Origin of the sequence: Nannocystis bainbridge (assembly GCF_028368995.1) — a bacterium.
Taxonomy (GTDB): Bacteria; Myxococcota_A; Polyangia; order Nannocystales; family Nannocystaceae; genus Nannocystis; species Nannocystis bainbridge.
Genome location: NZ_JAQNDL010000002.1, coordinates 1,449,519 through 1,474,849 on the forward strand (window position 1 = coordinate 1,449,519; position 25,331 = coordinate 1,474,849).

Annotated in this window: 19 protein-coding genes and 1 tRNA gene; 13 read left to right on the forward strand and 7 right to left on the reverse strand. The window is 72.9% G+C overall.

Annotated elements, in window-relative coordinates; genetic code table 11:
• Positions 1–110: 110 nt before the first annotated feature.
• The 4 genes from POL25_RS23330 to mazG all read right to left on the reverse strand — a co-directional run bounded on the left by POL25_RS23330 (position 111) and on the right by mazG (position 5,719).
• A complete protein-coding gene (locus POL25_RS23330) occupies positions 111–1,496 on the reverse strand; it encodes an adenylate/guanylate cyclase domain-containing protein (protein WP_272088351.1) in 1,386 nt (461 codons plus the stop codon).
• Positions 1,497–1,608: 112 nt separating this feature from the next.
• Positions 1,609–3,465, reverse strand: a complete 1,857-nt coding sequence (locus POL25_RS23335) for a hypothetical protein (protein WP_272088352.1) — start codon at positions 3,463–3,465, stop codon at positions 1,609–1,611.
• 629 nt (positions 3,466–4,094) lie between these two features.
• On the reverse strand, positions 4,095–4,697 hold the full coding sequence (locus tag POL25_RS23340) for a hypothetical protein (RefSeq protein WP_272088353.1): 603 nt from the start codon (positions 4,695–4,697) through the stop codon (positions 4,095–4,097).
• Between the two features lie 86 nt (positions 4,698–4,783).
• On the reverse strand, positions 4,784–5,719 hold the full coding sequence (mazG, locus tag POL25_RS23345; RefSeq protein WP_272088354.1) for a nucleoside triphosphate pyrophosphohydrolase: 936 nt from the start codon (positions 5,717–5,719) through the stop codon (positions 4,784–4,786).
• 42 nt (positions 5,720–5,761) lie between these two features.
• Between mazG and POL25_RS23350 the strand changes: the two genes are divergently transcribed.
• The 5 genes from POL25_RS23350 to POL25_RS23370 all read left to right on the forward strand — a co-directional run bounded on the left by POL25_RS23350 (position 5,762) and on the right by POL25_RS23370 (position 11,891).
• Positions 5,762–6,835, forward strand: a complete 1,074-nt coding sequence (locus tag POL25_RS23350) for a PhoH family protein (protein ID WP_272088355.1) — start codon at positions 5,762–5,764, stop codon at positions 6,833–6,835.
• Positions 6,836–7,466: 631 nt separating this feature from the next.
• A complete protein-coding gene (locus POL25_RS23355) occupies positions 7,467–8,765 on the forward strand; it encodes an SGNH/GDSL hydrolase family protein (RefSeq protein ID WP_272088356.1) in 1,299 nt (432 codons plus the stop codon).
• 210 nt (positions 8,766–8,975) lie between these two features.
• Positions 8,976–10,715: a TldD/PmbA family protein gene (locus POL25_RS23360; RefSeq protein WP_272088357.1), complete on the forward strand. Its 1,740-nt coding sequence runs from the start codon at positions 8,976–8,978 to the stop codon at positions 10,713–10,715.
• A 277-nt stretch (positions 10,716–10,992) separates the two neighbouring features.
• Positions 10,993–11,289, forward strand: a complete 297-nt coding sequence (locus tag POL25_RS23365; RefSeq protein WP_272088358.1) for a hypothetical protein — start codon at positions 10,993–10,995, stop codon at positions 11,287–11,289.
• Complete coding sequence (locus tag POL25_RS23370) at positions 11,286–11,891, forward strand: hypothetical protein (protein ID WP_272088359.1); 606 nt, start codon at positions 11,286–11,288, stop codon at positions 11,889–11,891. The genes POL25_RS23365 and POL25_RS23370 overlap by 4 nt, the downstream gene beginning before the upstream one ends.
• A 12-nt stretch (positions 11,892–11,903) precedes the next feature.
• Here POL25_RS23370 and POL25_RS23375 read toward each other — a convergent pair whose 3' ends face one another.
• The gene (locus POL25_RS23375) at positions 11,904–12,965 is read right to left on the reverse strand and encodes a KamA family radical SAM protein (protein WP_272088360.1); all 1,062 of its coding nucleotides are present in this window, start codon (positions 12,963–12,965) and stop codon (positions 11,904–11,906) included.
• Positions 12,966–13,474: 509 nt separating this feature from the next.
• Here POL25_RS23375 and POL25_RS44490 point away from each other — a divergent pair.
• From POL25_RS44490 to POL25_RS23415, 8 genes are all read left to right on the forward strand, one after another.
• Positions 13,475–14,737: an adenylate/guanylate cyclase domain-containing protein gene (locus POL25_RS44490; RefSeq protein WP_272088361.1), complete on the forward strand. Its 1,263-nt coding sequence runs from the start codon at positions 13,475–13,477 to the stop codon at positions 14,735–14,737.
• Between the two features lie 68 nt (positions 14,738–14,805).
• Positions 14,806–16,686 (forward strand): HD family phosphohydrolase, encoded by a 1,881-nt coding sequence (locus POL25_RS23385; protein WP_272088362.1) that lies wholly within the window; start codon positions 14,806–14,808, stop codon positions 16,684–16,686.
• Positions 16,683–18,179, forward strand: coding sequence for an rRNA maturation RNase YbeY (gene ybeY, locus POL25_RS44495; protein ID WP_272088363.1), 1,497 nt, complete (start codon positions 16,683–16,685; stop codon positions 18,177–18,179). Before POL25_RS23385 ends, ybeY begins: the two co-directional genes overlap by 4 nt.
• The gene (locus tag POL25_RS23395) at positions 18,176–19,072 is read left to right on the forward strand and encodes an isoaspartyl peptidase/L-asparaginase (RefSeq protein ID WP_272088364.1); all 897 of its coding nucleotides are present in this window, start codon (positions 18,176–18,178) and stop codon (positions 19,070–19,072) included. Before ybeY ends, POL25_RS23395 begins: the two co-directional genes overlap by 4 nt.
• 150 nt (positions 19,073–19,222) lie before the next feature.
• Entirely contained in the window at positions 19,223–20,623 is a 1,401-nt protein-coding gene (locus POL25_RS23400) for a hypothetical protein (RefSeq protein ID WP_272088365.1), read from the forward strand.
• Positions 20,624–20,682: 59 nt separating this feature from the next.
• Entirely contained in the window at positions 20,683–21,471 is a 789-nt protein-coding gene (locus tag POL25_RS23405) for a DUF4097 family beta strand repeat-containing protein (RefSeq protein WP_272088366.1), read from the forward strand.
• A 230-nt stretch (positions 21,472–21,701) separates the two neighbouring features.
• A tRNA-Leu gene (locus POL25_RS23410) sits at positions 21,702–21,786 on the forward strand.
• A gap of 112 nt (positions 21,787–21,898) precedes the next feature.
• Positions 21,899–22,471, forward strand: coding sequence for a YqgE/AlgH family protein (locus POL25_RS23415; protein ID WP_272088367.1), 573 nt, complete (start codon positions 21,899–21,901; stop codon positions 22,469–22,471).
• A gap of 211 nt (positions 22,472–22,682) precedes the next feature.
• On the opposite strand, the gene POL25_RS23420 is transcribed toward POL25_RS23415, so the two are convergent.
• Both POL25_RS23420 and POL25_RS23425 read right to left on the reverse strand, forming a co-directional pair.
• Positions 22,683–24,299: a GDYXXLXY domain-containing protein gene (locus POL25_RS23420; RefSeq protein WP_272088368.1), complete on the reverse strand. Its 1,617-nt coding sequence runs from the start codon at positions 24,297–24,299 to the stop codon at positions 22,683–22,685.
• Positions 24,296–25,288, reverse strand: coding sequence for a DUF2157 domain-containing protein (locus POL25_RS23425; RefSeq protein ID WP_272088369.1), 993 nt, complete (start codon positions 25,286–25,288; stop codon positions 24,296–24,298). The genes POL25_RS23420 and POL25_RS23425 overlap by 4 nt, the downstream gene beginning before the upstream one ends.
• Positions 25,289–25,331: the final 43 nt, after the last annotated feature.

Sequence of the window (25,331 nt, forward strand, 5' to 3'; positions counted from 1 at the left end):
TGTTCTCGAGGGCATGCGCGAAGCGACATGGCCTCGTTCGTACGTGAACGAAGGCCATGGACTGCTGCGGGGCGCAGGAGGCTCGCCGCGCGCTGCCCGCGTCGGCCGGCTCAGGGCGTCAGCTCGATCGCCAACACGTCACCGAAACCCTTGGCATAGACCAGGCGGTCCTTGCAGGCGGACCCGAGGGACATGTTCTGCAGGAAGCCCGGCTGGGTCAGCAGGCGGCCGGGCGTGGCGGCGGCCTCGAGGCGGGCGGCGAGGTTGACCGTCTCGCCGATGACGGTGTGCTCGAGGCGGGCGGGCGAGCCCATGTTGCCGTGGATCAGCGGGCCTGCGGCGACGCCGATCCGCAGCTCGAGCGGGTCGCCGCCCTCGGCCGCGATGCCGGCGTTGCAGGCCGGCAGCTCGGCCAGCATCGCCAGGCCGCAGCGCACGGCCGCGACCGCCAGCTCGGCGACCGGCTGCAGGCCGCGCGGGTCGATGAAGACGACCATGATGCCGTCGCCGAGCCGCTTGTCGATGATGCCGCCGTGGGCGAGGATGACGGCGTCCATGTGCTCGAAGTAGCGGTTGAGCTGGCGGACGACCGCGCCGGGCCCGAGCTCGCTGCAGCGGCGCGTGAAGTCCTTGAGGTCGGCGAACAGCACCGCGCCCTCGGTCACCCGCCCGCCGACCCGCACCTCCTCCTCGGGGTTGATGCGGATGGCCTCGATGACGTGCGCCGGCAGGTAGTGGGCGAGCTTGCGCTGGGTCAGCTCGGCGTCGCGGCGCTCGAGCGCGGAGGCGTCGAGGCGGCGCAGCAGGTCGGGCAGGGTCGCGCGCACGTAGGCCCGCAGGCGCTGCAGCTCGGCGGCAGGGTCGTCGATGACCCGCTCGTCGTAGTAGATGTCGTAGGCGCAGTGGCGCACGCCCGGGTCGAGGTGGATGCACTCGCGGTGCTCGACCCGCGCCGGCGGCAGGCTCCAGATGGTCGGGATGGCCTCGAAGAAGCCGCGGCGGCTCCAGCAGGCGCCCGGGCGATCGGCGATCTCGTGCTCCATCACCGCGCGCACGCGGGCGACCCCGAACCGGCGATCGACGAGCTGCATGCGGGTGATGCGGTTGCCGCGGGTGTACATGCGCTCGATGTCGCCGAAGAACTCGCCGGGGCCCTGCATCGCCCACAGCAGCAGCCACATCGGGCCCATGTCCTGGCGCTGCATCATCGCCGCCGAGGCGTCGCGCCAGTGGTTCCACAGCGGGTGATCGTAGGCCGGGGAGCTGTCGAGGCCGCACAGGTGACGGGCGGCGGAGTCGCACAGGCGGCGGTCGAACTCGACGGAGGTCCACCGCTCCGGGTCTTGCAGGTACTCGCGGCTGAGGCCCGCGCCCTCGACGATCCGGTCGGCGACTTCTTCGCCGAAGCGCTCGCAGAAGTAGTGGACCAGCGTGAGCGCGAAGCGGTTGCTCAGGTGCGCCTTCGTCAACGCGGGGTCGTAGACGCGCTCCGGCACGCGACCCAGAGTACCGCGCCGTCGCGGCGCTGGCGAGGCTGGGCCCGCTGCAGGCGGCGCCGACGGCGAGCTGTCCCCGGGGACATGTGCGTACTCGCCCTGAATGTGGGCGTCAGGGGTTCTGCGCGGTCACCCAGGCGCCGATGAAGCCCTCGGGTGGGACGCCGCAGTTGGTGCCCGCGTAGTTGGGGCCGTTGAAGCCGACGCGGAACACGACGCCCGCAGGGTTGACGAGCTTGACGCGGTAGGAGCGACCCGCGATGTAGGTCTTCTCCTTGGCGAAGGCGAGGGTGACGAGGAAGCGCTTCGACGCGCCGGCGTTGACCTGGGCGAACGCGCTGCCGGCGGCCGGACCGAGCACGCCGTTTGCGGGGAACGAGAACGGGTTGGCGGTGAGGTGCACGTACTGGTCGCCGACGCTGAACTCGGCGCCGCCGCTGTCCTGGTAGATCTTGGCGGACGAGACGTCGAAGGCGCTGCCGCCACCCATGGTCTCGAGCGTGAGCGGGATCTTGTCGAGCCGCAGGGCGTCGCCGGTGTTGTTGGCGACGGTGAAGGCGAGGGTGGCGACCTCGCGGAAATCGACGCCGTCGGGCGGCAGGAACCGCTTGTCGACCGGTGGGTCGTCGGTCTGGGTGAACACGACGCCGGCGTTGCAACTACCGCCCTTGGTGACGCCGCAGTTGCTAAGCGCGTTGAGCTCGCAGGTCTTGCTCGGGTTGCAGAACCATTGCTGGCAGCCCTGGAACACCCCGCACTCGCTGTTCACGGCGCACGGCATGAACAGCGGGCAGCGCTGGCCGGTGGCGGGATCGGCGGGCGCGGAGATGCAGGCTGCCTGCGGCGCGACGCACAGGCCGGCCTCGCACTCGCCAGTCAGGCAGTCGGCGTCGATCTGGCAGTCGTCGCCAGCCTGGCACTTGGGACAGGTAGGGCCGCCGCAGTCGACGTCGGTCTCCTGGCCGTTCTCGAGGCCGTCGTTGCATTTCGGCGGCTGGCAGACCTGGCCGGTGCACACGCCGCTCGAGCAGTCGGCGCCGGTCTGGCAGCTTTCGCCGTCCTGGCACTTGGGACAGGTGGGGCCGCCGCAGTCGACGTCGGTCTCCTGGCCGTTGAGCTTGGCGTCGCCGCAGTTCGGGCTCTGACAGAGCTGGAGGGTGCAGACCTGGCTCTGGCAGTCGAGGTCGTCGTCGCAGCCGTCGCCGGCGCCGCACGGCGGGCAATCACCGCCGCAGTCGACGTCGGACTCGCTGCCGTTGGCGACCCCGTCGTCGCAGGCGGCGGCCTGACAGACCTGGCCGGTGCACACGCCGCTGGCGCAGTCGCCGTCGTCCTCACAGTCGCTATCGGGGGCGCACGGCGAGCACACCGGGCCGCCGCAGTCGAGGTCGGTCTCCATGCCGTTTTTGGCCCCGTCGTCGCAGGTCGGCGGGACGCAGTGCTGGGCGACGCAGAGCTGTCCCATGGGACAGTCGAGGGCCACGAGGCAGTCGACGCAGGTGCCCTCGCCGTCGCACACGCCGGCCGCACAGGTGGCGCCGGGTGGGAGGGAAACTTCGTCGCACACGCCGAGCTCGCAGGCGGGCGCGTGGCACTCGGAGGCCTCGTCAGGGCAGTCCGAGGCGTCCTGGCAGCCGCCCGGACCGGTGGTCGAGGTGGTGTCGAGCGTGGTGTCGCCGGAGGTCGTGTCGGAAGTGGTGGCGGTGCCGTCGGTGGCCGGGCCGGTCGTGGAGGTCGTGGTCTCGCCGCCGGTGGTCGGCGTGACGGTGTCGCTGGAGGTGCCGCTCAGCGAGTCCGAGGCGCCGGTGGCCGGGTCGGCGGCGTTGCTGGTCGTCGGGACATGTCCGGAAGTGCTGGTCGTCGTGGTGCCGGTGCCGCTCGCGGTGCCGCCGTCGGTGGAGGTGGAAGTGGCGTCGCCACAGGCGACGAGGAGGGCGAGGACGAGGGCAGGAGAGAGCCGGGGCGACATCGAGGTTCGACGCTACTGCCTGGACCCGCGGCCGCGGAGACCCGCGCATTTGTCCTGCATCACGCGCGGCGGCCCCGCGCCGATACGCGCCCACCCGCGCCCGCGCGCCGGGGTCGCGGCGGGGCGCGATCGTGCTCGCATCGGGCTGTCCTTCGGGACATGTCCGCGGCGGCGTGAGATCGACCGCGCGCGGCGGGGGAGGTCCGGATGGCCTTCAGGACATGTCGTGGCGGACAGCATGCGGAAGGGTCCCGGGGTCGGGCCGCGGCTGGCGTGGCGCATCGAGACCTGGACACAGAGACTCGCGGCAGTCCGTGGAATTTCCGAGGTGCGCCGGAGCCGCGAGCGCTCGCGGCCTTTCTGCGAGATGTCCTTCGGGACAGCCTCGAGGGCCGACCGGCGAGGGGCGCGAAACATCGCGGCGGACGCGCGGGACCTCGCTCGGACCACGATCGAGATCGGCTCCCCGTCGCCGACGTCGCTCGAGCTCTCACGTCGTGCGAGCGTGTGTGCGTCACGCATGTCGGCGGTCGACGCGTGGCGCTCTCGCATGTCGGCGCTCGCGCGACCCGCCGAGCTCACGAGGATGCGCGCCGATCGGCGCCGGCGTCCTCGATGGTGGGCCGACGCTAGACGCGTTCGGGCAGGGCCGCGGGGCTGCGCAGGGCCGAGACGGCCTGCAGCAGCCACACGAGGACGAAGCAGCTGCCGAGGCCGAGGCCGACGGCGGCGGGCCCGAGCGGCAGCAACAGCGCCAGGATCGCGGCGGCAGCGATCCACGCGTGCCGCAGGGCTCGCGCGGCGCGGGCGGTGCGGCCGAGGGCGCGGACCAGCGTCGCCAGCTGGGCCTCGTCCTCGGGCTGCAGCGGCGCCTGGGTGCGCGCGGGCAGCGAGCGATGGTTGTACCAGAGCAGGCGGGTGGCGATCTGATGCAGGCGGGCCAGCTCGACCACCGGCTCGGCCTCGCTGGCGGCGATGACCGAGGGCGTGTGGCTGAAGACGCCGGGCACGAACACGCGGGCGCGGTTGAGCGCGTTGACGGCCTCGGCGAGGAAGCTGCGGGCCTGGGCCGCGGCGCGCTCCGGGTTGTCCTCGGCGTCCTGACTCTCCAGGGTCAGCAGCGCGAGGTGGAGGGCGTCGCAGGCCTCCCCCAGCGGGCGCTGCGCGGCCGGAACCAGCGACTCCGCGTCGGGTTCGCAGCGGCGATACGCGCTCATCTGGGGCGGGGCCATCACCCTTTCAGCATAGCGGACGGCGGTGCGCGGGCCAGGGAGGGCGAGGGCGCGGCGGTCTCGGCTGTGATCGCGGCCGCCGGGCCTCAGCTGTCCTTCGGGACATCCGGCTCGCTGGCTCGGCCGGCGCGCGCGCGCGCCTTGGCCTCGTCCCACCAGCCGTCGAGGCGCTCGAGACCCGCGGCCTCGGGCTCGATGCCGGCGGCGTGGCAGCGCTCCATCACGAAGGCGAAGCGCGACTCGAACTTGGCGCAGGTGGCCCGCAGCGCGTCCTCGGCGGCGATGCCGAGCTTCTGGCCGTAGCGGACCAGGACGAACAGCAGGTCGCCGAACTCCTCCTCGATCGCCTTGGGCTCACCCTCGGCCCGCGCTCGCTCGAGCTCTTCCCACTCCTCGCGGATCTTGTCGACCGGGCCCTGGATGGTCGGCCAGTCGAAGCCGACGGCGGCGGCCTTGTCCTGCAGCCGCCACGCGCGCTGCAGCGCCGGCAACGAGCGGGGGACGCCGGCGAGCGGTCGAGCCGGGCCGCGTTCTGTCCCTTCGGACATGTTCTCGGCGCGCTTGAGCTGGGCCCACTGGCGCGCGACGTCGTCGGCGTCGAGCGGCGCATCATCCGCGGAGCCGGCCGCGGGCGCGAACACGTGCGGGTGGCGACGGATCATTTTGTCGCGGATGGCCGCGATCACGCCCTCGAGATCGAAGGCGCCTTCGCGCTCGCGCAGGGCCGACTGGAAGACGATCTGGAACAGGAGATCGCCGAGCTCGCGGCGGTGCGCCTCGGGGTCGTCCAGAGCGTCGAGGACCTCGTAGGCCTCTTCGATGAGGTAGGGCCGCAGGGTGTCGAGGGTCTGGGCGCGGTCCCATGGGCAGCCGCCCGGGTCGGCGAGCAGCCGGTCCATGAGGTCGCGCAGGCCGGCGAGGCCGTCGCGTAGGCCGTGGGCGCGGTGACCCTGCGCAGCGGGCTCGTCCGCGCCCGTCGGTGCGTCCGCCTTTGCCTCCGAAGAGTCGCGTGGTAGCTTCACGGGCAGCCCATTACCACGGGCGGCTCACGCCTGAACCCCCCAGTGACGATCCGACTCAGCTTCGAAGATCAGGTCCCGCTCCAGCTCGTCCTCGGCTCGGTCGGCGGTCAAGCGATGGAGGAATTGCAGCGAGCGGCGGGGGTGACGCTCCACGTCCGCGGCGGCGACGTCACCATCGAGGGAGACGACGGCTCGGCCGCGCTGGTCGAGCGCCTGCTCCGCCAGATGGTGGCGATGGCCCGCGCCGGCACGCCGATCCATCCGGGCGACTTGCCGCGCGCGCTCGAGGTCATGCGCAGCGAGCCGCGGGTCGACCTGCGCTCGCTGTTCGACGACACCCTGATCGCCCGCAGCGGCAGCGGCCGGCCGATCGCTCCGCGCAGCCTGGCGCAGAAGCAGTACGTCGACAGCCTGCGGCGCTTCGACCTGACCTTCGGCGTCGGGCCCGCCGGCACCGGTAAGACGTACCTCGCGGTGGCGATGGGCGTGCGCATGCTGCTCGACAAGCGGGTGCGCCGGATCATCCTCGCCCGCCCGGCGATCGAGGCCGGCGAGAGCCTCGGCTTCCTGCCCGGCACGTACGAGGAGAAGGTCAGCCCGTACATGCGGCCGCTCTACGACGCCCTGCACGACATGCTCGACGTGCAGAAGGTGATGCGGATGATGGAGCAGGGCATCATCGAGATCGCGCCGCTGGCGTACATGCGCGGGCGGACGCTCAGCGAGACGTTCGTGATCCTCGACGAGGCGCAGAACACCACGCCCGAGCAGATGAAGATGTTCCTGACGCGCATCGGCGCCGGCACGCGCGCGGTCGTCACCGGCGACCCGACCCAGAACGACCTGCCGTACGGCCGGCGCAGCGGCCTCGGTCACGCGCTGCGGGTGCTCCGCGGGGTCGAGGGCATCGCGTTCTGCAGCTTCTCGCACACCGACGTGATGCGCCACCAGCTGGTGCAGCGCATCATCCTCGCCTACGACCGCGAGGACCAGCGCCGCCGCGCGACGGGCCCGGGCAAGCCGACGCGGTCCGGCGACGGCCGCCGCGACGACGACCTCCGCCGCGACGGCGATTCCTTGCAGGACGAAGAAGGGCCCGGCGACGGCCGGGCCTGAGCGACGCCCGAGCTGACACGCCGGGGCCGTCGCACTCGCGGGGGCAGGCTCGGCGTGTCGCCGCCTGAACGAGTGACTCGGAAGGCGAGTGATTTGCGGATGCTCGCGCTCCGCGGCGCGAGGGTCGGGCGTCACGCCTGTGAGCCCAGTTCCGGGGATGCAGTCGCGTCGCCGTGCGCCCGGCTCTGGTTCTTTCGTCGCGGCCGCCTTCGCATCCGCGGCTGCCCCTCGCAGCCCGCGGCGCGAATGACCGGTCCGCGGCTGCCCCTCGCAGCCCGCGGCGCGAATGACCGGCCCGCGGGGCTGCCCCTCGCAGCCCGCGGCGCGAATGACCGGCCCGCAGCGCGAACGACCGGTCCGCGGCGAACGAGCTGCCCGCGGCGTGGACGACCGGTCCGCGGCGAGTGAGCTGTCCGCGGCGAGGACGACCGGCGCGTGAGCCAAGGGGCAAAGCGGCGGGCCTCGCATGACTTCGGCTTCATCCGGACAGTCGTCTCGCGCAGGAGGTGAGCGTGACGGTCGCTCCAGACCCCGGAGCGGGTCACGGACGCGTCGCGGTTTTGAGTGGATCGGCTCGCGGGCGTTCGAGTAGTGTGACGTGGTGAAGTACGCCTGTCGTCTCGCTGTCACATTGCCGCGGCCTGCGGGCCTCCTCGCCCTCCTCTTCGCCGTCGGTCTGCCGGCGTGTGGCGAGACCGAGGACGCCAGCGCGACCGCGCCGACCAGCGAGGGCAGCAGCAGCGACACGAGCGGCGGCACGATCGGCACCGGCGACCCCGATCCGACCACTACCGACGGGCAGGTCACCGAGACGGGCGGCAGCGAGGGCGCGACCGAGGGGTCGACGACCGCGCCGACCACCGGCGACGAGACGACGAGCACGACGGGCACGACGAGCACCACCAGCCCGGTGACCTCGACCGACGGCACGACCACGACGACCTCGACGACCACGGACACCACCGGCGAGGACACCACCGGCACCACCGGCGAGCCGTCCGACTCCGACTGTCTGCTCGCGGGCTTCGCCGACCCCGACAACGCGCTCAAGCTCGATTATGATCAGTTCGGCCCGGTCATCGGCTCGCACTGCAAGGGCACCAACCACCAGGACATCACCGACATCGAGCGCGTGGTGTTCCTCGGCGACTCGGTCACCGTCGGCACCCCGCCGGCGCTCGGCGACGACTACTACCGCTCCAAGCTGGCCGACGTGCTGGTCGACCGCTTCGGCCTGACCCCGCCGAATCCGCTGTGGAAGCAGGTCAACCCGATCGACGGCGTGGCTCTGGTCAAGGAGTCGGGCGACTTCGTGTCGTGCTCGAAGTGGGGCGCGCGCACCGATGACTTCCTGCCGCCCGGCAACCAGGTCAACGATTGCTTCCCGCCGGACATGTTCGACAAGCGCACGCTCGTCATCACCACGATGGGCGGCAACGACATCGCCGCGATCGCCAAGGACGGGGCCAACGGCACCCCGCTCGACGAGGTCAAGGCCAACGCCGCCGAGGCGGCCGACCTGCTGCGGCAGACGGCCCACTGGTTCGTCGACGACCCGGCCAAGTTCCCCAACGGCGTGTTCCTGGTGTTCGCCAACGCCTACGAGTTCACCGACGGCACCGCCGACCTCATGGCCTGCCCGGCGGCGGGGCTCGGCGGGTTCGACAAGCCGTGGGCGAACCCGGCCGACCTCATCGACGTGATGGTCGGCTTCAACGAGCAGTTCATGAGCGTCGCCGTCGAGACCGGCACCGACATGATCTTCATGCTCGAGACCTTCTGCGGCCACGGCTTCAAGGCCGGCGACCCGAGCGCCCCGTGTTACCGCGGCCCGGGCCAGCAGAACTGGTTCGACCTCACCTGCATCCACCCCACCGGGCAAGGCCACTCGGTCATCGCCGACCTCTTCACGGCCGTGATCGACGAGTAGCGCGTTCGCCGCAAATGTGCGCGGCGGACGACGCGCGAAGCCGCGCGCCGAGCGTTTTCGCGCCCGGCCGTGCCGACGCGTCCGGTCACGCGTACCGCCGCGCATCGCTCGCCGGGGCCGCCGGGAGGGTTTGCGGCGGGCCAGGCGGGGTTGCTTGCCTTGGGATCGGGGCACGGCTATGCGTGCAAAGCTCTTCCCCCGGACACCCCAATGACCGCCGTATCGCGTCTTTCGCCGCCCTACAACCCGAATCAACCCTTACCGGACCCCGAGGCCGTGCTCGAGGTGCTGCAGCGGGAGCTCAAGCGGTCGATGGGCGGGCTGGTGGTGCCCGGCTCGCCGCGGCCGTACTTCATGCAGTACTCGCTGCGCCGGGTCCACGCGCTGCGCCTGCGGGCGGCCCACGGGGCCCTGCTGCGCTCGCGCGAGACCACGGCCGGCCAGCTCTGGGCCGATGTCCGGGTCGGCAGCCACAAGTTCGACAACGTCATCGACGGCGGCCTCGGCGACCGCTCGGAGGAGCGGGAGAGCAGCGACTGGGTCGACGCCCCGGACGACCTCAACCTGCAGGCGCTCCAGATCGGGCTGTGGAAGCTGACCCAGATCAAGTTCGACGAGGCGCTGGAGGACTACTACGAGCACCGCAAGGCGACCGTCAGCGAGTACCTGCGCGACGAGATCAGCTCCTTTACGCGCGAGCGCCCGGTCGTCCACAAGGAAGAGCTGCACCACGACCCGTTCCCGCGGGCCCACTGGGAGAAGACGCTGGTCGAGCTGTCGCGGCGGTTCCTCGACCACCCGGAGGTGTTCGACCCGAGCATCACGCTGTCGGCCGAGCGGGTCCACCGCTGGCTGGTGACCAGCGAGGGGACAGCGGTCATCACCGAGGACGTGTTCGTCCAGCTCGGCATCGAGGGCTGGGTCCTGACCGAGGACGGCGTGTACGTCGAGGGCTCGCGCCAGCTGTACCTGCGGGCGGTCGACGAGGTGCCCGAGCGCGCGCACCTCGAGCGGCTGCTGGCCGACGTGCTCGAGGAGCTCGGGGCGCTGCGGGCGGCCGACAGCCCGGGGGCCTTCATCGGCCCGGCGCTGCTGTCGGGCCAGGCCGCGAGCACGCTGTTCCACGAGGCATTGGGCCACCGCCTCGAGGGCGAGCGGCTGACCGCCCGCGGCGAGAGCAAGACGTTCGCCCGCATGCGCGGCGAGCGGATCCTGCCCCGCGGGCTGCACGTGTTCGACGACCCGACCCTGACGCACTGCGGCCGCGAGCCGCTGTGGGGCCACTACCGCGTCGACGACGAGGGCGTGGCGGCCCGGCGCACGCTGCTGGTCGACGACGGGGTGCTGAAGGGCTTCTTGCAGAGCCGCAGCCCGATCCCCGGCAGCGACCACTCGAACGGCCACGGGCGCCACGACGGCAACGAGCGGCCGATGGCGCGCATGGGCACGCTGGTAGTCGAGGGCGCCCCGGGCTCGGGCGAGTCGTGGGACGCGCTGCGGACCCGCCTGATCGAGCTGGCGCGGGCCCAGGGCCGCCGCCACGGGGTCATCATCCAGCGCGTCCTGGCCGGCGAGACTTCGACCTCGGACTACGACTTCCAGGCCTTCAAGGGCAGCCTGGCCGAGGTCTATCTGGTCGACGCCCAGACCGGCAAGGTCCGCCGGATCCGCGACGTCGAGCTGATCGGCACGCCCCTGGCGGCCCTGCAGAAGATCACCGCGTTCGGCCGCGACCGCGAGACCGACCAGGGCTTCTGCTACGCCGAGAGCGGGTCGATCCCGGTCAGCGGGATCGCGCCGCCGATCCTGCTGTCGGAGCTGGAGCTGCAGCAGAGCAGCACGACCGGCTACCACGACCCGCTGCTGCCGCCGCCGTTCGCCGACGATGGCTCGCGCGGGCGCAAGGGCGGGCTGCGCGAGCGCGGCAAGCGGAAGAAGCCGCTGAACTGACGGGCCGGGCGCTCGGGCCGCCGGGAGCGCGGTAGCGACCGGGGCTCCGCTGCCGACCGCCCGGATCGTCAGGCCCGCGGCGGGCGGCGCAAGCGAGGCCGCTCGAGGATGCTCGGGGCGCTGTCGACGCCCGGATCGCCAGGTCCGCGGCGGGCTGCTTCAGGGGGCGCCCCGCTCGCGTGCTCGCGGGCGCGCCCCGTGACGGCGTCTGCCGGGCCCGGCAGGCCTTGACGAACTCCTGTTGCCGGCGGCGGCCGCCTCTGCGAGCCTCGAAGCGATGTGGACCCTCGTGTTCGCCGGGCTGTTCTTCGTCTGGAACCTCCAGGCGTCGCTGCGGAGGGCCCACGAGCGCGCCAGGGGGCGAGGCGGCGGTCCGGTGCTCGGGCCGCTGATCGCCAACTCGCTGATGCTGGCGACCGCCGTCGTCGGGGTGTTCGTGCGGGCGGAGGCCCTCGGCCGGGCCAGGCCGTGGGGGCTCCTGGTGATCACGGCGGCGGTGGCGGTCGGGCACTGGGCCGCGATCGTGGGGATCGACCGGCTGGGCACGCGCCGGCGCGAATGGAGCGGGGCATGAGCGAGCTTTACAGCGTGAGGGTCGAGGCCGTAGACGGCGTCGAGGTCGTCCTGCGGGTCACCACGGTGCATCCGGACGCGGGGCCTCCGCCCGACACCGCGACGTTCGCCGTCGAGGTGCTGGTGGAGCTGTGGTCGCTGCTCGACCGCGGGCTCGTCGGCCTGATCGAGGGCTGCGAACTGGACGGTGCCGCGGCTCAGCAACTGGCGCGCGACCCGGCCTGGGCGCCCCGCTGCAAGCGGCTGCGCGAGCTGGGGTTCGGCCGCCAGGTCGAGTGCACGGCCGAGGAGCACGCCGCGCTGGCGGCCGTGATGCAGGCCGGGCAGTCGACGCTGTTCCGCGGCGAGCCGGTCGGCGGGCTGCTCGGCTACGGCGAGCAGTCCTACGTGTTCATCCCGGCCGACCGGGTCGCGCTGGCCGCCGCGGTCGCGCCGCTGGTGGCCGCCCACGGCGTCGACGAGCGCGAGTTCGACGCGGCCTACGAGGACTGGCCGGACGAGCCGGAGCAGCTCCCGCGCGCCCGGGTGCACCTGCGGGTCCACGACGCCGGGTGGCTGGGCTTCGTCCGCCCGGGCTGGAGCTGGGACACCGGCGCCCACTGAGGGCTCAAAACCTCAGCGATCGCGCGGCGGATTCTCGGGCACGATCTCCGAGTAATCTCGCAGCTTTGCGTCGTAGGTTTTAAACTTCCACTCGAAGCCAGATCGCGCCGCCACGTAGCTCGGACCGAGCGGGATCTTGCCGTCGCCGCCGGGCAGGTCGAGCACGTAGTGGGGCAGGCAGAGGCCAGAGATGTGGCCGCGCAGGGCGGTCATCAGATCGAGGCCGCGGTCGATGGTGGTGCGGAAGTGCGACAGGCCGCGGGTCGAGTCGCAGTGGTGGAGGTAGTAGGGCCGGATCCCGAGCGCGTAGACCAGCTCACGGAACAGCGTCCGCAGGGCCTCGGCGTCGTCGTTGACGCCCTTCAGCAGGACGGTCTGGTTGAGCAACATGAAGCCGGCCTCGCGCAGGGTGCGGGCGGCGAGCACGGTGGTGTCGGTGATCTCGCGGGCATGGTTGAAGTGGGTGACCACGCAGACCATGAGCCGGCCCTTGAGCGCCCGGACCAGGCCGGCGTTGATGCGCTCGGGCAGGACGACCGGGATCCGGGTGTGGAGGCGCAGCAGGCGGACGTGGGCGATGGCCTCGATCCGCCGCCGCAGCTCCTCCAGACGCTCGTTGCCGAGGATCAGCGGGTCGCCGCCGGTGAGGATGACCTCGCGGATCTCGGGGTGCGCGGCGATGTAGGCCAGGGCCGGTTCGAGGGCCTCGATCGCGTAACCGGCGGCGTCGTCGGCGGCCAGCGACTCCTTGCGGAAGCAGTGCCTGCAGTACACGGCGCACTGATAGGTCGGGTAGAGCAGGACGCGGTCGGGGTAGCGGTGGGTCAGCCGCGGGGCCGGGCTGTGGGCCGCGTCGCCGATCGGGTCCTCGCGCTCGCGCGGGTCGACGACCAACTCGTCGGCGCTGGGGATGACCTGGCGCCGGATGGGGTCGCGCTCGTCGGCCCAGTCGATGAGGTCGAGGTAGCGCCGCGGGGCCTTGACGTTGAAGCTGGCGGCGGCAGCGGCGTCGCGCGCGAGGTCGGCCGGGGCGATGGGCAGGGCGGCCAGGTCGGCGGCGTGCTGGAGCTTCAAAGGCTTGCGGGGCTCGGAGACCGCGCCGCTGGGGGGGGCGACGGGCAAACTGGGGGGCGTCGCGTCGGCGGCCGCAGGCGGCGAGGGTGGCACGACGTGGGTCGCCTGGGCGGCCGCAGGCGGCGAGAGCGGCGGTGAGACGGGAAGAGGCGGGGCGACGGGCGGGGGCGCGGCGTGGGTCGCGTCGGCGGCCGCGGGCGGCGAGGACGGCGAGGGCGTCGCGGCGGGCTGCGCGGGCGAGCCGCGTCCGGCATGCGTGCGCCAGGAATCGCTGCCCTGCGCGTCGTCGTCCCGGTCGGCCACGATCGCGCGGAGGCTAGCCCTGGCGCCGGGGGGCGTCAACACGGGCCCGTCATGGGGTCGCTCGTGCGACGCGAGGGTCGCCTAGGGAGCGACGAGGGCCGACGCGAACCTGCCGCCGGGCGACCTCATGAACGCAGTCTTCGGACCGCCGGAGCGTGGGGGGCAGCGCCGGCCCCCTGGCGACGCGAGCTTTCGCTACCCTCGGCGTGGAAGTGCCTGTCGTGGAGGAGACCGACGGAGAGGCCGACGAGCAGCGCCGGATCGGCGTGATGCTCGACCGGATCTTCGTCGCTACCGCGGTGGCGATCGGCGCGGCGACGGTGTTCCAGGCGGCGAGCCAGGCGATCGACCCGCTGATGAGCTTCAACCTGGTCGTCATCGCCCTGTTCCTCGGGCTGCGCGTGGTGGTCCGTCGCGGCCACGTGCGCGCCGTCAGCGTCGGCATGGTGGTGACGCTGTGGATCCTCGTGACCGCGGCGGTGTGGTTCGACGGCGGGCTCAAGAGCCCGTCGCTCGCGGCCTACCTGACGATCCTGATGCTGGCTGCGCTGCTGCTGCGGGCGCGGGCGCTGTGGGTCTACCTGGCGCTGTCGGCCGCGGCTGCGCTGGGGTTCGTGCTGGCCGAGAGCATGGGCATGCTGCCGGCGCGGCAGTCGGTCGACACGCTGGTGCGGCCGTTCTTCGTCCACCTGATCCACCTGCTGGCGTCGGCGCTGTTCCTCTACATGGCGGTCGACAGCCTCGAGCGGGCGCGGGCGCGGGCGCGGGCCAATCAGGAGCGGGCGGCGATGCTGCTCCGCGAGCTCGAGCTCGAGAAGCAGCGCGCCGACGAGCTGCTGCACAACATCCTGCCCGAGCGGGTGGCCGAGCAGCTCAAGCGCAAGATGCACCCGATCGCGGAGCGCTTCGAGGCGGCGACGGTGCTGTTCGCCGACATCGCCGAGTTCACCCGCTTCGCCGCCGAGCGCCCGCCGGACGTGGTGGTCGAGCTGCTCAACGACATCTTCTCGCGCTTCGACGCGCTGGCCGGGGAGCTCGGGCTCGAGAAGATCAAGACCATCGGCGACGCCTACATGGTGGTGGCCGGGATCCCGACGCCGCGGGCCGATCACGCGCCGGCGATGGCCGAGATGGCGCTGGCGATGCGGGACGAGTTCGCGCGCTTCGTGGCCGCGCGCGAGCTCGCCCTCGGGCTGCGGATCGGGCTCCATTGCGGACCGGCGGTGGCGGGGGTCATCGGCCGCCGAAAGTTCATTTACGACCTCTGGGGCGACACGGTGAACACCGCCAGCCGCATGGAATCGCTCGGCCAGGTCGGCGAGATCCAGGTGACCGAACCGGTCGCCACGGCCCTTCAGGGGCTGTTTACGTGCATTCCGCGGGGCAGCATCGCGGTCAAGGGCAAGGGCGAGCTGCAGGTGTTCTGGCTGCAGGGCCCGGTGGAAAAGCCGGCAGTCGTGGGGTCTTGAGTCCTCACGCCGCCGGGGCGCCGGAAGGTGTGCATGGGGCTGCGCCGCGCGGGTGTACGCTGGGCCGGATGGACGAGGGGCTGCTGCGTTACCCCGACGTGCTCGCGTATCTCCGGCACCTGGCCAGAGATCCGGCGTTCGGGCGGGTGCAGTACGTCACCGACCTCGGCGGAACACTGCGCGCCGCGGTGGTCGGGCGCGGTCGGGCCCGGCTGGCGATCGTCGAGGCGCTCGGGTTCGTGCCGCAGGAGTTCGACGTGGTGCTGGTGGTCGGGCCCGAGCGCTCGCTGGCGGCGGCGCTGGGTCGGATGCCGGCCCACCGGGCGCACGCGCTGGCGCTGCCGACGTCGCCGCCGCGCCTGCGCCGGGCCATCGACGAGGCGCTGCTGGCCGTCGAGGCGATCCTGCAGAGCCGCGTGGCCGACCAGTTGGTCGAGGTCGGCCTGGCGCTCAACCGCGAGCGCGACCCCCGACGCGTGCTCGAGCTGATCGTCCGCCACGCGCGGGCGATCACCGGCGCCGACGCCGGCTCGATCTACGTGGTCGAGGAAGACGGGACCAAGTTGCGCTTCCGCGTGGCCCACAACGACTCGGTCGCGGCCGACCTCCGCGACCACACGCTGTCGGTGTCGGACGCCTCGGTGGTCGGGGCGTGCGTGCTGAGCGGGCAGATCATCAACCTCGAGGACATGTACTCGGAGACAGGTCGCACCGCGCTCGGCCGCACGTTCGCGCACGACCGCTCGTTCGACGAGCGGTTCGGCTACCAGACGCGCTCGCTGCTGACGGTGCCGATGCGCGCGCCGGAGGGCCAGGTGATCGGCGCGGTGCAGCTCATCAACGCCAAGGACGGGCGCCACCCGCTGGCGTGGCCGGCCGACTTCGGCCGCCGCACCCGGCCGTTCTCGGCCACCGACGAGCGGGTCTGCCTGGCACTGGCGACCCAGGGGGCCGTGGCGCTCGAGAACGCCAACCTGTACGCGGAGGTGCAGGCGCTGTTCGAGGGGTTCGTGCGCGCGAGCGTGACGGCGATCGAGCAGCGCGATCCGACGACGAGCGGGCACAGCCAGCGCGTGGCCGACCTGACGGTGGCGCTGGCGAAGGCGGTCGATCGCAGCGACGGGCCGCTGGCGGCGGTCAAGTTCTCGAGCGACGACCTGCGCGAGATCGAGGTCGCAGGGCTGCTCCACGACTTCGGCAAGGTCGGGGTGCGCGAGCACGTGCTGGTCAAGGCGAAGAAGCTGTTCGACTGGGAGCTGACGCTGGTCGAGGAGCGCCTCGACCACCTCCGCACCGCGGCGCGGCTGCGCCTGGCGGAGCGCGAGCTGGTGGCGCTGACGACCGGGACGATCGATCTCGAGGCGGCGCGACGAGCGTTCACGGCGGAGCTGCTGCAGATCGAGCGCTGGCGCGAGGTGGTGCGCCGGGCGAACGAGCCGGCGCTGCTGCCGGAGGCGGTCGAGGCCGAGATCCACGAGGTCGCGGCGGCCCGCAGCCAGACGCCCGACAAGGTGCTGCGGATCCTCGACGACGCCCACCTGACAGCGCTGAGGATCGCCCGCGGCAGCCTCACCGAGGACGAGCGCTCGGAGGTGCAGAACCACGTGCGCCACACGTTCGAGTTCCTGCGCCAGATCCCGTGGGGCCAGCGGCTGCGCCGGGTGCCGGAGATCGCAGGGATGCACCACGAGTATATGGACGGCAGCGGCTACCCCCGCGGTGCGGCCGCCGCGGCGATCCCGATCCAGGCCCGCATGATGACGGTGGCCGATATCTTCGACGCCTTGACCGCCGCCGACCGACCGTACAAAAAAGCCGTGCCCGTGCCCCTGGCGCTCGACATCCTCCACGCGGAAGCCCGCGCCGGCAAGCTCGACCCGGTGGTGCTCGAGGTGTTCGTCGGGGCGCGAGTGTTCGACCGGATCGACCTCTCGGGAGGTCGCAAGTGAGCCGCGTACGCAGGCAAGGGCCGGGCGCGCCGGGGCAGGGTGATGTGAGCGGCGACGAGGCGATCGGCGAGGACGATTTCGCCGCGGAGGACGACGCGGACGACGATGACGATTTCGCCGCGGAAGACGACGCGGACGATTTCGCCGCGGAGGATGACGCGGACGACGATGACGATTTCGCCGCGGAGGATGACGCGGACGACGATGACGATTTCGCCGCGGACGACGACGCGGACGACGGCGTGACGGACGCAGAGGAAGACGATGCGCTCGGTGACGAGCAGGGCGACGACGTGCCGGACGCGGAGGAAGACGACACGCTCGACGACGACGTGACGGATGCCGAGGAAGACGACGCGCTCGAGGATGACACGAGCGACTTGAACGACGCGGAAGACGAAGACACGCTCGACGACGACGCGACGGACGCAGAGGAAGACGACGCGCTCGAGGAAGACGTGGGCGACGACGCGGAAGATGAAGACGCCCTCGAAGACGACGCGAGCGACGCAGAGGAAGACGACGCGCTCGACGACGACGCGAGCGCCATGGACGAAGGTGACGCTGACGCCGATGTGAGCGACGCGGAGGAAGACGACGAGAGCGACGATGTGGGCGACGCGGACGAGGATGACGCGATGGACGAGGACGCCGGCGTCGCAGCGAGTGACGCTCATGAGGTGGCGGGCGACGCGGACGACGCGATGGACGAAGACGCGGGTGTCGACGATGAGATCGACGCTGACGACGACGAGCTCGCTGACGACGACGAGCTCGCTGACGACGACGCGTATGAGTCCGACGATGACGACGCGCACGGCCTCCCCGGTCTCGACGCTTTTGAAAACATGTCCCTCGCGCCAGGTCGCAGCCGGATCCGCTTCACCGTCGCGCCGCGGCGCAAGGCCCCGCGGTGGTTCGTGCAGGCGCTCGCGCGGCGGGTCGCTCGCGCCGCGCGGCGGCTCGGGATCGGCGGCGACGCGGCGGTGACCTGCCACCTCGTCGACGACCCTGCGATCGCCCGGCTCAACGCCGAGCACATGGGCAAGGTCGGCCCGACCGACGTGCTGTCGTTCCCGGCCGGGCCGCTCGGGCCGGGCGAGGGGGCAGGGACCGCGGGCGACATCGTGATCAGCGTCGACGCCGTACGACGCCAGGCGCGGGCCCGGCTCGGGATCTCGGACAGGTCCGAGAGGACAGGTGTCAAGCGCCAGGTCCTCTGGGGCCTGGTCATCGAGACCGGGCCGAAAGAGCCTGTCCTTCCGGACATGGTCGAAGGGTCTGCCGAGGCAGCGGCGGCGATCGACGAGGCGACCGTGCTCGCCGTCCACGGCCTGTGCCACCTGCTCGGCCACGACCACGGCGGGCGCGGGGAGGCGCGGGCGATGCACCGGGCCGAGCGGCGCGCGCTCAAAGCGGCCGCCACGCCCGACGTGCCGCGGCCCTACGGCATCGACGCGCGCCGCCAGCGGCGCGAGAGGAGGGCGCGGTGACGACACCTTTCATCGTGGTGCACGGCGGGGCCGGCACGGTGGCCGAGGACCTGCGCGACGGGGCGGTGACCGGCACCAAGGCGGCCGCGGCCGCGGGCCAGGCGGTGCTGCTCGCCGGCGGCAGCGCCGAGGCGGCCGTGATCGCGGCCGTGCGCGCGCTCGAGGACGACCCGGGCTTCAACGCGGGCCGCGGCGCGTGCATGAACGCCGACGGGGTGTTCGAGGCCGACGCGGCGATCATGCGCTCGCGCGACCTGCGTTCGGGCGCGGTCGCCGGGGTCCGCGAGGTCCGCGACACCATCCTGCTGGCGGCGCTGGTGATGAACGAGACCCGCCACTGCCTGCTGGTCGGCGACAACGCGGCCCGCTTCGCCCGCGAGCGCGGGGTCGGTCAATTCGGCCGCGAAGAGGTGTGGACCGCCAAGGCCGAGGCGCACTTCACGGCGATCCGCGCCGGCCAGCGGCTCGACAACCGCGCCGACACCGTCGGCGCCGTGGCCCTCGACGCGCGCGGCGAGCTGTGTGCGGGCGGCTCGACCGGAGGCGTGCTCTACAAGCTACCCGGCCGCGTCGGCGACACGCCGATGGTCGGCTCCGGCCTCTACGCGCACCCCGAGCTCGGCGCCTGCGCGACGACCGGGCTCGGCGAGGCCATCCTGACCCACGTGCTCGCCTACGCGGCGCTGCAGCGGGTCCGCGGCGCTGCGAGCGACGCGGTGACGCCGCTGGCCGCGAGCCTGGTGGGCGATGTCTCGGCGCGCTGGGAGGGCGCGGCGGTCGGGCTGGTCCTGCTGCGGCCCGACGGCACGCCGGCGATCGTGCACGCGAGCGAGCACATGAGCTGGGCGCTCGCGCGAGGCGACGCGCCCGTCACGGGCGGGCTGTCGGCCTGACGCGACCGCGTCCGGACGGCGTCCTCCGCGAGGGCATGCAGCAGGGGGCGCGTCGCTTGCTCAGCCGGAGCCGCCATTCGCCCGTCTGCGGCGGACGGGCGGTGATCTGGGCACTGGACGCCGGGGCCCGGGGGCGCCTATAACCGGCCTGTGCTTCGCTGCGCGCTGATCGTCGCCCTGGCCGCACCGCCGGCCGCCGCCGGTCAGGGCGCGTCGCCGGTCGCCTGGGGCCCGCTGCCGGGGCAGGGGGCGCCGGCCGGCGAAGGTGTGAAGGGACAGGCCCCTTCGGACATGTCGCCCGAGACAGGTTCTTCGGGACATGTCGAAACGGACAGTCCCGTGGCCGCCGGGCCCGAACCTGCGCCCGCGCCGGTCGAGCCGCTGGGTCCGACTGGTCCAGCGCCGTCGCTGGTCCCGCCGCCCGAGCCCGGCGAGGCGACGCTCGAGCTGTCCGGCGCGGGGCAGGGCGGGCAGGTCGTCGTGACCTCCCCGCGCGGCAAGCTGCTCGGCGCCTACGCCGTCGGCCCCGGGCAGACGATCCTGCTGCGCGGGGCGCCCGGCGAGTATGTGGTGCGCAGCCCGGACGCGCCGCACGGGTTGGTGGTGCCGGTGGTCGAGCGCACGCACGTGCAGATCGGGCCGTCGGGGCTCGCGGTGGTGCGTGACGAGGGCCCGACGCCAGGGCCCGTGGTGCGGATCGGGCGGACCGCGGCCGCGCGCGACGGCAACTGGCGCCGACCGGTCTCGCCGATCCTGTCCGCGCTGGTGCCGGGCCTCGGGCAGATGGTCAACCGCGAGTACGCGCGCGGGGCCGGGTTCTTGCTCGGGGCCGTGTCGCTCGGCGCGGGCGCTCTCGGGCTCGCGCTCACCCGCGACCGGTCCGACGCCGCGACCGCGGGCGCCCACGGCCGCACGTTCGCCGCCGACGTGGTCGGTGCGGCCGGGCTCGGGCTTTTGACCGGCGGGCTGCACCTCCTCTACATGGCGCAGGTGATGGACGCCTACGCCGGCGCGATCGGCAAGCGCTCGCCGCGGCCGCACAGCCGCCACAAGGTCTCGCTCGAGCTGCGCCGCATGGCGACCGTGGGCATGCGCGCCGGCGATCCGGCCGCGCAGCTGTACGCCGACTGGAACGTCGGCGTGCTCGGTCAGGTCGCGCCGCGCCTGAGCGTCGGCCTGACCGACCTCGGCCTCAAGTTCGGCCCCGGGCGCGCGGCGCTGCAGGGCGGGCCGCGGCTGCAGTACCGCGTGCTCGAGCGCGGCCGCGTGTGGCTGTCGCTGGCCGCCGGCGCGATCGTCCAGGGCGCGTTCGCCAGCGGCTCGCCGCCGGTCGTGCCCGAGGGCGACAAGCAGCCGCGCACGGCGGTGGTCGCCGCCGTGCCGTACGGCCAGCTCGACCTGCGGCTGTTCATCCTCGATCGCTGGTCGATCGACATCGTCCCGCGGATCAGCGCCCCGCTCGGCGCCGCCCGCTACTACCGGGGCGACGGCGCGATCCCCAAGCAAGCGGTCACGCTCGAGCTCGGCACCGGCGTGGGGGTGTATTTCTAATGCTGGCCTTCGGGACATGTCGTTCGGGACACTGGCTCAGGGGACATGCCCTCAAGGCCATGTCACTGACGCTCGCGCTGGCGGCCGGCTGCGTGTTCGGCTACCGCAGCGAGGCCGAGGTCGAGGCGACCTGGCCGCTGACCGAGGTGCAGGCGGTGCGGGTCGCCCTGCCGGACACGCCGCTGACGGTGGTCGGCGACCCGATGGCGACCGGCCTCGAGCTGCGCGGCGAGTGGCGGGCGGCCGGCGGCAGCAAGAAGGTGGCCAGGGCCAACGCCCGCACGCCGCAGCTGGTGTTCGACGTGACCGGCGGGTTCGCCCGGCTCGGCGCGGTGGTGCCGCTGGCGGTCGATGACCAGGTCGATCTCGAGGTCGAGGAGATCCGGCTGCCGCCCACGCTCGACCTCGAGCTGCAGACGGGGCTCGGCGACGTCGACGTCGTCGGTGTGCGCGGCAACATCGGCGTCGACGTCGACATCGGCGACGTCGACATCGAGGGTGGCGACGGCGGGGTGGCGGTGCGCACCGGCGAGGGCCGCGTGCGCGTCGAGTCGGCCGGCAACCTGGACCTGCGCACCCGCCACGGCACCGTCGAGGTGTGGCAGGCGGGCGCGGGCGGCAACGACGTGGTCGTCCGCGCCACCGGCGACGTGCGCGTGTGGCTGCGCTCCGACGCCGACCTGGACCTCGACCTCGCGGGCGATCAGATCCGCGTGCAGACAGGCACCGTGTCGACGATCACCAGCGGCTCGTTCCGCCGCGCGGTCGGCGGCGGGCACGTGAAGATCTGGCTCGACGCCGGCCCGGGCCGGATCGAGGTCCGCCTCGGCGAGCCCGAGACGCCGTGACGCGCCCCGGCGACGCCGGCCGCACGGACGAGCCGCGCGAGCGGGCTCGTCGTCAGCGGGCGTCAGAGGCGGCGCACGGCGCGAGCGGGTTCGCCGCGAGCCGGACACGCCGGTCGTGAAGACGCAGCGAAGTCCACGGCGAACCCTCGGGCTCGGCGTCCGTCGGTGGGTCACACTCCGAGGCTTGCGAGCAGCCCGGCGCCCGTGCTAAACGCATCGCCGCTCCTCGCGCCAGAGTGGCGAAATCGGTAGACGCGGCGGACTCAAAATCCGTTGAGGTAGCCCCTCGTGTCGGTTCGAGTCCGACCTCTGGCACTCCCCCGGGCTTCGTGCCAAAACGATGCCCGTGACTATCGATGTCGTGCGATCGCCGGCTGAACGCTCCCTCGCTGGAGACGCCGGTCTCTCGCGGCATCTGCTGTGCGCGGTGCCGCAGCTCATCGATCCCAACTTCGTGCGCTCGGTGGTCCTCATCATCGATCACTCGGAGCGCGGCGCGTTCGGCCTCGTCATCAACCACCGCCTGCCGACGACGATCGCCGAGTTCGCCGACGCCGTGACGATGCAGTGGGAGGGCCCCGCCGACCAGGGGCTGCGCCTCGGCGGCCCGGTCGAGCCGGTGCGCGCGTTCCTCCTCCACGACCAGTCGGAGTGGGACCCGCTCGCCGAGGGCGTCGCGCCCGGGGCGTTCCTCACCGCCTCGCTCGAGGGCGTGCGCCGCGTCCACGACAACCGCTTCGGCGGCGACGGCCGTAACTACCTGGTGTTCCTCGGCTACGCCGGCTGGGGCCCCGGCCAGCTCGAGTCCGAGATGGCGCAGGGCAGCTGGTTGGCGGTGCCGCTGCGCGAGCCGGTCAGCGATGTCCCCGGCGTGCCGGTGCCGTGGCTGTTCCACACCGCGCCGGAGATGATGTGGCACGACGCGCTCGCGGCCGTCGGCATCGACCCGGCGCGGCTCATCGGCGCAGGCGTCGGCTCGGGCCGCGCGCCCCAGGCGTGAGCCAGGCGGGTCGCCCTCGCAGCCCGCGCCTGCCTCGCGTCCGCGAGGCGCCCGGGACGACGAGCGCGCTGCATCGAGCATGTTCAATAGGACATGCTCTCATGAGCATGTCCTTCGAGTCATGTCCCAAGGATAATGATCTTTCGAGCATGTTCGAGAGGACATGCCTGCGCCGGTCCACGCGCCCGACGATCGTGCAGCGAACGCCGCCTCAGCGATCGTGCAGGCGCGTGCCGAGCGGCCGCTTCGCCTCGTCGCGCAGGCCGACGAGCACGCTGTCGCCGGCCTCGGCCAGGGCCAGCTCGCCGTAGCGGGCCGCCTCGAGCGTCGTGGCCTCGCCCTCGGGGAACAGGAACGTCTCCGCCCCGAGGCTCACTTCGTCGCCGCGCTTGTGGTAGCGCAGGCGCAGCTCGCCGGGCCGCAGCGCGCGGCCGTCGTCGACGCGGACGAACTGGGCCACGTCGTCGGCGTCGCGGGTGACGACCAGCGCCCCGCGCGAGGCCATCGCCTGCACGTCGTCCAGCTCGGACACCAGCGCGTAGCGCAGCTCCATGTAGTCGCCCTGCATCAGCGAGCGCGGATCGACCGGGGCAAGGCGCAGCAGCACTCGCTCGCCCGCCGCCAGCACGCGCTCCTTCTCGAACACCACCCACCCGGGGATCGCCAGCCCGAGCGCCAGCGCCAGCGACAACCACCGCAGGTCGCCGCCCCGCGTCGCCAGCCGGCCCGCCTCCGTCTCGCGCGGGCGCGCGGCCGTGCGCCGCAGCAAGCCGGCCAACAGCAGGAACATCAGGCCGTGGCTGACGGCCACGAGCGACTTGGCCAGCAGCGTCGTGCCGTGCTCGTAGTACCAGAAGCCGAGGAAGCCGCCGATCGCGCTCAGGCCGAGCAGGCGCAGGTTGAAGCTCGCGCGCAGCTGCCCGAGGATCAGCAGCGTCAGCCCGGCGCTGAGGCCCGGGGTGTCGAGGCCGAGCAGGGCGGTCAGCCAGATCCCCACACACGCGGCCGCCTGGGCCCGCCCGCGCAGCTCCGGCCGCTCGCGCCCCGCCTGTACGATCAGCCAGGTCGACAGCGCCGCCCAGCCCGCCGACAGCGCCATCGCTTCGAGCGCCCACGCGTCGCCGAGGAACATCGGCAGCCCGTCGGTCGCCCCGTCGCCGGCCCCGACCGTGATCGGCCCCAACAGCGCGAGCGGGAGGGTATACGCCAGCGGCTGCCACAGCCGGCCCAGCCGCGGCAGCAGCTGCGCCTGCAGCACCCACAGTCCGCACAGACATGTCCCCATGAACAGGGCCAAAAGACCATGTCCGAAGGGACCTACGTCGAGCTCGGCGGCCAGCACCAGCAGCGCCCAGGCGCCGACCAGGACCGCGGCGCAGCCGATGCTGAGGTCGCGGATCAGCCCCAGCGTGATCGCTTGCAGGATCATCGTGGCGACGCACATGGCCTCGTCGTCGCCGATGACCTCGGCCAGGCTGACGAGCAGCAGGATCTGGCCGCCGATGGCGGCGATCCACCGCAGCTGCAGCTCGAGCAGGGTGGTCGCGCCGCGCGCGAGCACGGCCGCCAGCCCGAGGCCCGCGGCGCCGAGCGTGAGGCCGAGCGGCGCCACCTCGGTGACATCCATCTCCACCAGGAAGACCGCCAGCAGCAGCGCCCCGAGCCACACCGAGACCGAGGCGCCCGCCTGCTGCAGCCGCAAGCCCTCGCCGGTGAGCCCGGTCAAGGCGTCGCGGGTCCGCTGCCCGAGCGGCGTGTCGGCGTCGAGCGCCGCGGGGTCGACGTGGCCCTCGCGGGCCAGCTGCTCGAGCAGCGCCCGGGTGCTCACGCCTCGTCCTCCTCGGGCTCGGCCGGGCGGCGGGCGCGGAACCACTCGCCGCCGACGTAGCCCTGCGCGCCGAGCAACATGCTCATGATGAACAGGCCGCTGACCCCGGCGTCGAGCACGTCGAACACCAGCTTGCCCTCGGCGATGGCGAGCAGGCCGAACAGGTGGGCCACCGCCACGCGCTCGAGCTTGAAGTCGCCGAGCTCGCGCCCGAAGTGCAGCAGCGCGGCCGGCTGCGCCAGGGCCACCAGCAGCGCGAGCGCCTGTCCTTCGGGCCAGCCGTTCATGACGATCGCCGCCGCGCCGTGGGCGAAGCCGATGCACCAGCCGAGCATCAACGCCGTCGCCGCGGGGCCCTCGAGCGCGCCGCGGCGGATCCGGAGGAGCAGCGCCAGGGCGGTCAGGGCGGCCGTCACGGCCAGGCTGACCCAAAGACCAGGTGTCTCGAACGGGTTGCTGCCGAGCGCCTGATCGATCCACAGGTAGGCGGTCGTCACCGCCAGCAGCAGCGCCGTGATCCACGCGCCGCTGAACCGGGTCGCCAGCGCGTAGCCGGCCAGCACCACCGACCAGGCGAGGAACAGCTCGAACGCGTCGGCGCCGGTCTGGTAGACCTGGCCGACCAGGGCCAGCAGCGGCCCGAACAGCAGCCCGCCGGCCAGCGCCGCGGCCCGCCCGCTGAGCTTGTCGAGCCCGAGCCTGCCGCCCGCGAGGGTGGCGACGGCCATCGCCGCGGCCGCCATGCCGATCCGCGCCTGCGGCGAGAACATGTCCCAGTTGGCGGCGACGAAGAAGATCGCGCCGGCGACCGCGAGCACGGTGCCGAGGATGATCAGGTGGAAGCGCGCGAACCGGTACCAGCTCTCGGCGGTCGGCTTGTGGCCGATCAGCTCGAGCGCGCGCTCGAGGGCCGCGGGCTCGAGCACGCCGGCGGCCGCGAGCGCATGCACGCGGACTGCCAGCGGCGCCCCTGCCAGCGGGTCGTTCACGCGGCGACGGTAGCACGCCGGCCCGGAGCCCGCGACGCCGGCG